This window comes from Streptomyces pseudogriseolus (genome assembly GCA_002154585.1).
In the GTDB taxonomy this organism is placed as follows: domain Bacteria; phylum Actinomycetota; class Actinomycetes; order Streptomycetales; family Streptomycetaceae; genus Streptomyces; species Streptomyces pseudogriseolus.
This window is the reverse complement of record MUNG01000060.1, coordinates 1-9,971: the sequence shown is the minus strand read 5'-3', so window position 1 is coordinate 9,971 and position 9,971 is coordinate 1. Positions and strand designations below refer to the sequence as shown.

The 9,971-nt window shown below is 74.1% G+C and carries 10 protein-coding genes; 4 read left to right on the top strand and 6 right to left on the bottom strand.

From position 1 onward, the window contains the following. A partial coding sequence (locus CCN29_RS07115) for an ABC transporter permease (RefSeq protein WP_442538254.1) occupies positions 1 to 352 on the bottom strand: 352 nt, incomplete at its 3' end. Then, the gene (locus CCN29_RS07110; protein WP_086680583.1) at positions 349 to 1,326 is read right to left on the bottom strand and encodes an ATP-binding cassette domain-containing protein; all 978 of its coding nucleotides are present in this window, start codon (positions 1,324 to 1,326) and stop codon (positions 349 to 351) included. The genes CCN29_RS07115 and CCN29_RS07110, both read right to left, overlap by 4 nt. Before the next feature lie 63 nt (positions 1,327 to 1,389). On the opposite strand from CCN29_RS07110, the gene CCN29_RS07105 reads away from it, so the two are divergent. Continuing rightward, the gene (locus CCN29_RS07105) at positions 1,390 to 2,103 is read left to right on the top strand and encodes a TetR/AcrR family transcriptional regulator C-terminal domain-containing protein (RefSeq protein WP_006131480.1); all 714 of its coding nucleotides are present in this window, start codon (positions 1,390 to 1,392) and stop codon (positions 2,101 to 2,103) included. Positions 2,104 to 2,136: 33 nt separating this feature from the next. Here CCN29_RS07105 and CCN29_RS07100 read toward each other — a convergent pair whose 3' ends face one another. The 4 genes from CCN29_RS07100 to hmgA all read right to left on the bottom strand — a co-directional run bounded on the left by CCN29_RS07100 (position 2,137) and on the right by hmgA (position 7,138). Continuing rightward, positions 2,137 to 3,666 carry a discoidin domain-containing protein gene (locus CCN29_RS07100; protein ID WP_086680581.1) on the bottom strand — a complete coding sequence of 510 codons (1,530 nt, stop codon included), beginning with the start codon at positions 3,664 to 3,666 and terminating at the stop codon, positions 2,137 to 2,139. A gap of 135 nt (positions 3,667 to 3,801) precedes the next feature. Continuing rightward, entirely contained in the window at positions 3,802 to 4,974 is a 1,173-nt protein-coding gene (locus CCN29_RS07095; protein ID WP_086680579.1) for a type ISP restriction/modification enzyme, read from the bottom strand. Between the two features lie 25 nt (positions 4,975 to 4,999). Then, the gene (locus CCN29_RS07090; RefSeq protein ID WP_006131477.1) at positions 5,000 to 5,749 is read right to left on the bottom strand and encodes a GntR family transcriptional regulator; all 750 of its coding nucleotides are present in this window, start codon (positions 5,747 to 5,749) and stop codon (positions 5,000 to 5,002) included. 27 nt (positions 5,750 to 5,776) lie between these two features. Beyond that, positions 5,777 to 7,138 (bottom strand): homogentisate 1,2-dioxygenase, encoded by a 1,362-nt coding sequence (gene hmgA / locus CCN29_RS07085; protein ID WP_086680577.1) that lies wholly within the window; start codon positions 7,136 to 7,138, stop codon positions 5,777 to 5,779. Positions 7,139 to 7,319: 181 nt separating this feature from the next. Here hmgA and CCN29_RS07080 point away from each other — a divergent pair, with 181 nt between their 5' ends. From CCN29_RS07080 to CCN29_RS07070, 3 genes are all read left to right on the top strand, one after another. Then, the gene (locus CCN29_RS07080; protein ID WP_037817452.1) at positions 7,320 to 7,892 is read left to right on the top strand and encodes a hypothetical protein; all 573 of its coding nucleotides are present in this window, start codon (positions 7,320 to 7,322) and stop codon (positions 7,890 to 7,892) included. Then, the gene (locus CCN29_RS07075) at positions 7,892 to 8,509 is read left to right on the top strand and encodes a TetR/AcrR family transcriptional regulator (protein WP_086680575.1); all 618 of its coding nucleotides are present in this window, start codon (positions 7,892 to 7,894) and stop codon (positions 8,507 to 8,509) included. The genes CCN29_RS07080 and CCN29_RS07075 overlap by 1 nt, the downstream gene beginning before the upstream one ends. A 153-nt stretch (positions 8,510 to 8,662) precedes the next feature. Beyond that, on the top strand, positions 8,663 to 9,971 hold a 1,309-nt coding region (locus CCN29_RS07070; RefSeq protein WP_442538253.1), incomplete at its 3' end, for a molybdopterin-dependent oxidoreductase.

The window sequence follows — 9,971 nt, the reverse complement described above, 5'->3', positions numbered from 1 at the left end:
CCGCCGCGAGCGCGCCGCCCTCCACCCGCCAGCCCACCGCGAGCCCGACCAGCAGGAACGGCACCGTCCCGGCCGCCGTCACCAGCACGTCCGCGACCGCCTGCCCCGCCGGCACGGCCGCCCGGCTCATCGGCAGCGTGCGGAACCGGTCCGTCACCCCACGGTGCACGTCCTGCGCCGCCTGGAACATGCCGGTCATCACACCGCCCGCCGCCGTCGCCACCNNGTAGCCGAAGAACAGCAGCATGCTCACCGGCATCGTCTGGGTGAGGATCAGCAGCCCCGGGTTGTTCCGCATCCGCCGCAGCTGCCGGCCCAGCATCGCGGTGCCGTCGTACGCCAACGTGCTCATGCCGCACGCTCCTTGTCGTCGTGGGGAAGGTCCGCCGGGTCCGTGCGCGGCTCGGTCAGCCGCAGGAACACGTCGTCGAGCGTCGGCGGCCTGAGACTCGCGTCGACGAGCCGTACGCCCGCCGCGTCGAACGTGCGCACCAGGTGCGGAAGGGTGAGGGCCGGGTCCCGGGTGACCGCGCCGACCGCCTGCCGCTGACGGTCCAGCGAGGGTTGCGAGCCGGTGAGCCGGTCCAGCACCCCGGCCGCCGCCTCCAGCGCGGCGCCGTCCGCCACCACCACCTCCGCGTGTGTCCCGACCAGGGCCTTCAGTCCGGCCGGGGAGCCGGTGTGCGCGACCCGGCCCCGGTCGACCAGCGCGATGTCGTCGGCCAGCCGGTCGGCCTCCTCCAGGTACTGGGTGGTGAGCAGCACCGTGGTGCCCTCGCCGGTCAGCTCCCGGACCACCTCCAGGATCAGGCCGCGGCCGGCCGGGTCGAGACCGGTCGTCGGCTCGTCCAGGAACAGCACCTCGGGCCGGCGGACGAGGCTCACCGCCAGGTCGAGCCGGCGCCGCATGCCGCCCGACCAGGTGGACGCGGGGCGGTCGGCCGCCTCCGCCAGCCCGAACCGGTCGAGCAGCTCACCGGCGCGGGCCGCCGCGTCCCGCGCGCGGTGCAGCCGGGCGAACAGCCGCAGGTTCTCGCGGCCGGTGAGATCCCCGTCGATCGAGGTGTCCTGCCCGGTGACGCCGATCCGCCGGCGCACGGCCGCGGCCTCCCGCACCAGGTCGTGGCCCGCGACCCTCGCGGCCCCCGCGTCCGGGCGCAGCAGCGTCGTCAGCAGCCGCACCGCCGTGGTCTTCCCCGCCCCGTTGGGCCCGAGCAGCCCGCACACGGTGCCCTGCGCCACCGCCAGATCCAGTCCGCGCAGGGCGTGCACGGCACCGAAGCGCTTTTCCAGCCCTTCACTCAGTACAGCGTACGTAGTAGTCATGGCTCGACCATAGCGCACTACGTACGGTGTACGTAACTACGATGGTGAGCGAGGTGATGACCGATGGCGGGCCGAGCGGCCGAACCCGAAGTGATCTGGGCGCGCCCCGAGCGCAGCGGCCGGGGGCCCAGGCCGGCGTACAGCCGCGCCGACATCGCGGCCGCCGCGGTGCGGATCGCCGACGCCGAGGGCCTGGACGCGGTCTCCATGCGCCGCGTCGCCGCCGAGCTGGGCTGCGGCACCATGTCGCTCTACAACTACGTCCCCCGCAAGGAGGACCTGTACGAGCTGATGGTGGACGCGGCCGGCGGCGAGCACGAACTGTGGGAGCCGAGCGGGGACTGGCGCGCCGACATGCTGCGGGTGGCGCACCAGACCCGGGACCTGATGCACCGCCACCCGTGGCTGCCGCGGCTGATGTCACCGGTCTACGGCTTCAGCCCCAACGCCCTGCGTTACCTGGAGCACTGCCTGGCCTGCCTGGACCCGATGCCCGGCCCGCAGGGCACCAAGCTGGAGCTGATCGCGATGCTCAACGGCATCGTGACGACGTACGTCACCAACGAGCTGGCCACCGCCGAACGCGCCCGCTCGCTGCCCTGGTCGCAGGAGCAGGAGAACGCGGTCCGCGGCGCCTACCTGATGTCCCGCGTCGCGAGCGGCGCGTACCCGAGGATGGCGGCGGCCTTCGCCGAGGACCCGGGGCCGATCGACCTGGAGGCGGTCTTCGAGCGCGCCCTCACCCGGGTCCTGGACGGCTTCGACCCGCGCCGCTGACGTCCGCGCGGGCGCGGGTCGCGTGTGCGTGGGTCAGCGCGTGCGCAGTTGTGCCGCCAGGGCGGCGAGGGTCCGGGCCGTCTCGGCGAGGCTTGTCGCGGCGGTCTCCAGGTCCGAGGCGACGCGGGAAGCGGCGACGGGGAGGTCGGTGAGGGGCGAGGCGGCGACGGGGGTGCCGCGGTAGCCGATGGGGCCCTCGTCGTGGCGCTGGTAGTAGCCGGTGAAGCCCTGGCCCACGGGGCGTTCGAGGAAGCGGACCTGGGCGAGCTGGATCTCGTGCGCGCCGCCGTTGCGGGTGATCTCCAGACGGAGGTGGAGGTGCGCCCTGGGCGTGCCGCGCAGGGTGAACTCCCGGGCCTGGTACCGCCGGTCGAACGTCTCGGCCGTGCGGGAGTCCAGCGGCGTCCAGGTGTGGCCGTCGTCGGAGCCGTGCAGCGTCCAGTCCTGGGGGTCGCGGTCGGGGAAGTCGTTCGCCGACACGAGGACGTACGAGGTGACCGCGGCGGGGCGGGCCAGGGTGAAGTCGAGCAGCGCGGTGTCGTCCCCCGCCAGCCACTTGTCGCGGGAGTCGTCGAGGAGGTTGTGGGCGATCTCGCCCGCCTCGGCGTACTCGTCGCTCGCCTCGACGTCGGTCACCTCGGCCTCCTCCTCCAGCGTGTGCAGCACGACCACACCGGAGTTGCCCCGCTGGTCCCGCCAGGTGATGCGCTCCGGGGCGGCCCCGCCGTCGTCCACCAGCAGCCGCAGTTCGTGCGAGCGGTGCCAGCCGCCGCCCCATCCCTCCTCGGTGTGGAAGCGGTGCAGGGACTCGGCCGGCACCTGGTCGGCGCCCTCCGGGTAGGTCCAGCGGCCGGCGACCCGTCCCCGGTACTCGTGCACCACGCCGTCCGCGTCACGGCGGCAGCCGTGGAAGTCGGACATGTTCGACTGGAAGCTGATGGCGGTCTCGGCGCCGTCCGTGCCGCGCCAGCCGAGCTGCGCGGGCAGCGCGTGCTCGCCCCGGTCGACGTGGAACAGCAGCCGCGGCGCCGGCTGCCAGTGGGCGGACGACGAGTGGGCGGGCCGGACCTCCGTACGGTAGGCGAACACCGAGTCGCGGGCGGCCGCCGCCGTCCGGGCACGCTCCGAACGGCCGCGCTCCCAGACGGGGTCGAGCGTGACCCGGTAGAGCCAGAGCATGGTGCGCGCCTCGGCCGAGGAGCGTATCTCCAGGGTGTTGACGCCCGGCTTCAGCAGATGTCCGGGCACGGCGAAGACGTTGTCCTGCGGAAGGTCCCCGCCCCCGGGCACGGTCAGGTTCTCGGCCACCGGCTCACCCTGGACGAACACGTCCATCGGGGCGTACCCCAGCGATCCGCCGGCCTTGGACACCAGCGCGGTGACGGTCAGGGTGACCTGCGGAACGTCCTCCGGGTCCGCCACCTCGAACCGCAAGGTCACCGTCCCGCCCGCGCTCAGCGCCAGGTGCGACCCGGCGAACCGGGCCCCGTGCAGCCTGACGTCGGCGTTGGCCAGTCGGGCCGGGTCGGCGGAGAAGTCCGCGTAGGTCGCCTCGAATCCCATGGGTGCAACAACTCCTGAAATGCCGTCGGCCGAGCGGCCGTTCGTGCGACGACCGTGACCGGGACCCTAGTGCGCCCGACTGACAACGCCGTCGGAGAGGGCGGGGGCCGTGCGGGCGCGAGGCGCGGGTGTGCCTCAGAGCAGCGCGAGCTGGCCCTCCGGGCCCTCCTCGCGGGCGTCCAGCACCGAGGCGGGGCGGCGGGCGGCGGCCGGTACGGGCAGGACGCCCGCCGTGCGCAGGTCGGACGGGGTGACCGGGGCGGGCACGGAAGCCGCCGTCAACTCCTCGCGCTGCGGGCGCAGTTCGGCGAGGAGGGTGAGCACCGTGACCAACTCCAGCAGTTCCGACGTCCAGGTCTGCGGCCAGGCGGGCGGGCGGATCGCCTCCAGCGTGCCCGGCTCGGCCGGGCGGGTCCGCTCCGCGAACCACTCCTCCAGCACCCGCACCCCGTTCGACTCGAACTCCCACGCCTCCGCCGGCACCGGGGAGATGCGGCCCTCGCCCAGCAGCAGCGCCTCCTCGTCGCGGTCGTGGGCCGGCTCGGGCGGGCGGGACGGCAGCGGGGCGCGGACGTACGGGCGGCGGCCGCCCGGGAGCCGGGGGCGTTCGCCGTCCCGGCGCATCAGCCACAGCATGCGGCGGCCCAGCGCCACACCGCGCCGCCAGGTGTCCGGGTCGCCGGTGAGCGGCACGGCGAGCCCGTCCGGCGAGGGCCGGGCGACGGCCGTCGACCAGGCCAGGACGTCGACGGGGGAGACCTCCACACCCAGCCGCACGGCGAGGTGGTCGGTCAGGCCCGGGGCCAGATTGGGCTCGGCGGCGCCCGGCCTGCGGTACAGCGGGCGGATCCGGCCCGTGCGCAGCACCGGGAAGAGGGAGGTGGCCAGCAGCGGCGGGCCGCCGCCGGACGTCTCGACGGCGAAGATCTGGCGGTCGTCCGCCACCCGCCACAGCTCCGGCCGGGGCGCGTCGATCAGCCGCTGGTCCGGGATCAGCCACTGCTCGTCGAACGGCCCGTGCAGCACCCGGACCGGCTCCGGACACGGTCCCGAGGCGCGGGCCAGCCGCTCCGTGCCGCCCTCCCGCCCCGGCAGCTGCCCGACCGCCGTGTGCGGCGTGCGGGACCGCGTCGGCATGAACAGGGCCTCGCGGTCCGGGCCCTCGGCCTTCACCAGCGCGTCCCAACGGGCTCTCAGGGACGCCGCGTCGGGGGCCGCCGGCCACCCCCGGCCGAGCCGCGGCGGTGCGACGGACCACGGCATGAGGTCCGCCAGCAGCGGAGCGTCGTCGTGCGTCACGCTGGGCATCGTACGGCCTGACGGCGGGCGCGGATCAGTGGGCGTCCAGGGTCACCGTGAAGGAGAAACGGTCGCCCCGGTAGTGGATCACGGCCACGTCCAGCACCTTTCCCGCGGAGTCGTAGGTGACGCCGGTGTAGTGCAGGATCGGGCTGAGCAGCGGGACCCGCAGCAGCCGCGCCGTCTCCGGGTCCGCCAGCCGCGCCTCCACGGTGTCCGTGATGCGGCTGATGTCCGCGCCGACGACGTCCCGCAGCACCTTCGTCATGGGCCACCGCACGAGATCCTGCGGGTCGATCCGCTCGGCCAGCTCCGGACGGACGTGGTTGCGGGCGTGGTTGGTCGGCTCGCCGGTCTTCTCGTCGGCGCGCAGCCGGTGGTAGGCGGCCGTCTCCGTCAGGTCCGGGAAGTACGCGGCGAGTTCGGACGGCACCGGCGCCGGACCGTGCCCCAGCAGCTCCGTCGTCATGCCGGACTGCTGGGCCACGATCGCGTCGACCGAGCCCAGCAGCCGCACCGGCGCGCCCCGCAGGGCGTCCGGCTCGATGAACGTGCCGCGCCGCCGGTGCCGGGTGATCAGCCCTTCGTCCTCCAGCTCCTTCAGCGCCTGCCGCATGGTCAGCACGCTCACCCCGTAGTGCCCGGCCAGCTGCTCCTCGGTGGGCAGGCGCAGCGGGTCGTGGGGCGAGCGGCCGAGGATCGAGGCGCGCAGCGACTGCGACACCTGGTACCAGAGCGGCAGCTTGCGGTTGAGGACGATCGAGTCCGGGGCGAAGGAGGTCACGCGCTATCCGTACCGGTCGGGGAACGGTCAGTGCAATGGCCGGAAGTGACGCTCGAGGCCCTGCCACACGTCGTCGTACCCCTGCTGCAGGTGCTCCGCCCGCGCCGCCTGGGGGGTGAGGGACACCGGCCAGCGGGTCTCGAACATGAAGGCAAGACCGTCGTCGATCTTCTGCGGCTTCAGCTCCGCCGCGCTCGCCCGGTCGAACGTCTCCCGGTCAGGGCCGTGCGCCGACATCATGTTGTGCAGCGAGCCGCCGCCCGGCACGAAACCCCCCTCCCCGGCCGTCTTCGCGTCGTACGCGCCCTCGATCAGGCCCATGTACTCGCTCATCACGTTCCGGTGGAAGTACGGCGGCCGGAAGGTGTCCTCGCCGACCAGCCAGCGCGGGGCGAACACCACGAAGTCCACGCCCGCGAGACCGGGGGAGTCGCTCGGGGACGTCAGCACGGTGAAGATCGACGGATCCGGGTGGTCGTACGAGATGGTGCCCATCACATTGAACCGGCGCAGGTCGTAGGCGTACGGCACATGGTTGCCGTGCCAGGCGACCACATCCAGCGGTGAGTGGTCGTACGTGGCCGCCCACAGGTTGCCGCAGAACTTGTTCACCACCTCCACCGGGCCCTCGACGTCCTCGTACGCGGCGACCGGCGCGCGGAAGTCACGGGCGTTCGCCAGGCCGTTGGCGCCGATCGGGCCGAGGTCGGGCAGCCGGAACGGCGCACCGTAGTTCTCGCACACATAACCGCGGGCGGTCTCGTCCAGCAGCTCCACACGGAACCGCACCCCACGCGGGATCAGCGCGATGTGTCCCGGCTCCACATGCAGCAGCCCGAACTCCGTGCGCAGCAGCAGCCCGCCGCGCTCCGGCACGATCAGCAGCTCGCCGTCGGCGTCGCTGAACACCCGGCGCATGGAGGCGTCGGCGTGGTACAGGTGCACCGCCATGCCGCTGCGCTGCGTCACGTCGCCGTTGCCGCCCAGGGTCCACAGGCCGGCCAGGAAGTCGGTGCCCTCGGCCGGCGCGGGCAGCGGGTTCCAGCGCAGCCGGTTGGGGTCGGGCACCGTCTGGGTGAACGGCGCCGAGCGCAGCGCGCCGTTGCCCGTGCGGGTGAACGCCGGGTGCGCGGCGGACGGGCGGATCCGGTACAGCCACGAGCGGCGGTTGACCGCGCGCGGCTCGGTGAAGGCCGATCCGCTCAGCTGCTCCGCGTACAGCCCGAGCGGCGCGCGCTGCGGGGAGTTGCGGCCCACGGGCAGGGCCCCCGGCACGGCCTCCGAGCTGTGCTCGTTGCCGAAGCCGGAGAGGTGCTCCAGACCCTCGGCGGTCTTGCGCGCCTCCTCACGCTCCGTCGCGCTCCCGCGGGCGGTGGCCCCGTCGCTCATGTCCGCTGCTCCCTTGCACCGAGCTGATTCCTATAGGACACCGTAGGATTGCGGTTACCCGGGCGCAAGAGGGCCGCGCGGTCTCGTTCCGCAGCCGGACCTCTCCTCCCCTCCGAGGAGTACGCGGAACCAGACTCCAGGGGGATTCGCGCGTTCGGACCGCTGTTCTACGCTCCCCGGCATGACGTGGACGCGGAGGCCGATCATCCCCGCGCTCGCGGTCTGTGTCGTCGTACTGGCCGGATCCGCGGGCTGCGACTCCCCGGGCGGCCGGGGCGGCGGCGAGGTGCCGGCCTCACCCGTGGGCCGGCTCCTCGACGAGCGCGACGAGGACGGCCGCCCCTACCGGGAGGTGGACGAACAGGACGCGCCCGAGGTCACCGTGGAGGTCGCCCCCGACGGTGAGGGCGGCTGGGACGTACGGCTGCGCGTGCGCAACTTCCGCTTCTCGCCGGACGGGACGGGACGGCGCGCCGAGGCCGGCCGGGGTCTGGCCCACCTGGAGGTGAACGGCCGCCGCGTCGCCGTGCTGCGCACCCCCGAGTACCACCTCGCCGCGGGCGCCTTCCCGCGCGGCACCCACCAGGTCACCGCACGGCTGTACGCCGACGACGGATCGGTGTGGGCCGTCGACGGCAAGCCCGTGGAGAGCACCGCCGACATCACCGTCTCCGGGCAGGAGCCGACCCCGGAACAGAGCGTGGCGCCGCTCGCCCAGGGGCCCGGTTCACCCGGCGGCCCCGTGCGGGCATGATGAGCCCCGTGTCCCACACGCCATCGCTCCGCCGGGCGCCGGTGCAGCGGCGCAGCGCCGAACGGCTGGCCAGGATCCTCGACGCCTGCGCCGGCCTCCTCGACGAGGTCGGCTACGACGACCTCAGCACCCGCGCGGTCGCCGAGCGCGCCGGCGTCCCCATCGGTTCCGTCTACCGCTTCTTCTCCAACAAACGCCAGATGGCCGACGCGCTCGCCCAGCGCAACCTGGAGCGCTTCACCGAACGCGTCACGGAACGGCTGACCGCCACCGGCGACCGCGGCTGGCGGCACGCCATGGACGCCGTGCTCGACACCTACCTGGACATGAAGCGCACCGCCCCCGGCTTCTCCCTCGTCGACTTCGGCAACCAGATACCGGTCGGCACCCGCCGCGCCGAGCCCAACCACCGGGTCGCCGACCGGCTCACCACGCTGCTCTCCGACTACCTGGGCCGCCCCGCCGACGACGACCTGCGCCGCACCTTCCTGGTCGCCGTGGAGACCGCCGACGCCCTGGTCGACCTGGCGTTCCGGATGACGCCCGAGGGGGACGAGAAGGTCATCGCCGAACTGCGGGCGCTGCTGAGGGCGTATCTGGCCCAGGTACTCGACTGAGTCGGTCGCCGGTCGCCGGTCGCCGGTCGCCGGTCGCCGGGTGCCGGCTGCCGGGTGCGGGCAGCGAAGGCGGGCGCCCGCCCTCCCCAACATGCCTACCGGTCGGTATGCTCGGCCCGTCCGTGCGTCACCGCCGCCGTACCGGGAGGACCCGTGTCCCGCACCGCCCTGCGTATCTGCCCCCTGTGCGAGGCCACCTGCGGCCTGGTCCTCACCGTCGACGACGGCACGGTCACCCGCGCCCGCGGCGACCGCGACGACGTCTTCAGCAAGGGCTTCGTCTGCCCCAAGGGCGCCGCCTTCCCCGAGGTGGACTCCGACCCCGACCGGCTGCGCACCCCGCTCGTCCGCGTCGACGGAGAGCTGCGCGAGGCCACCTGGGAGGAGGCCTTCGACGCCGTCGCCGCGGGACTGCGCGGAGTCGTCGAACGGCACGGCCCCCACGCCGTCGGCGTCGTCCTCGGCAACCCCAACGTCCACACCATGGCCGGCGCCCTCTACCCGCCGCTCCTCGTCGGCGGCCTCGGCACCCACAGCCTGTTCACCGCCTCCACCGTCGACCAGATGCCCAAGCACGTCTCCAGCGGGCTCCTCTTCGGCGACGCCAACCTCATCCCCGTACCCGACCTGGACCGCACCGACCACCTGCTGCTGATCGGCGCCAACCCGCTCGAGTCCAACGGCAGCCTGTGCACCGCGCCCGACTTCCCCGGCCGGCTCAAGGCGCTCAGGGCGCGCGGCGGCACCCTCACCGTCGTCGACCCGCGCCGCACCCGCACCGCCCGCCTCGCCGACCGGCACCTCGCCGTGCGCCCCGGCACCGACGCGCTGCTGCTCGCCGCGATCGCCCGCACCCTCCTCGACGAGGACCTCGCCGACCTCGGCGACGCCGCACCGCACATCGAGGGCGTCGCCGAACTCTCCGACGCCCTCGCCGGCTTCACCCCCGAGGCGGTCGCCGACGCCTGCGACGTCGACGCCGATGTCATCCGCACCCTCGCCCGCGACCTCGCCGCCGCGCCCACCGCCGCCGTCTACGCCCGCATCGGCAGCTGCACCGTCCCGCACGGCACCCTCGCCAGCTGGCTCGTCGACGTCCTCAACGCCCTCACCGGCAACCTGGACCGGCCCGGCGGCGCGCTCTTCCCGCAGGCCGCCACCGACAAAACCCCGCGCCCCGCGGGACCCGGCCGCGGCTTCGCCCTCGGCCGCTGGCACTCCCGGGTGAGCCGCCACCCCGAGGCCAAGGGCGAACTGCCGCTGTCCGCCCTCGCCGAGGAGATCGACACCCCCACCGAGGAGGGCGCGCCGGTCCGCGCCCTCGTCGCCGTCGCCGCCAACCCGGTGCTCTCCGCGCCCGACGGCAACCGGCTGGACAAGGCGCTCGCCTCCCTCGACTTCATGGTGAGCGTCGACCCCTACCTCAACGAGACCTCCCGGCACGCGCACGTCGTCCTGCCGC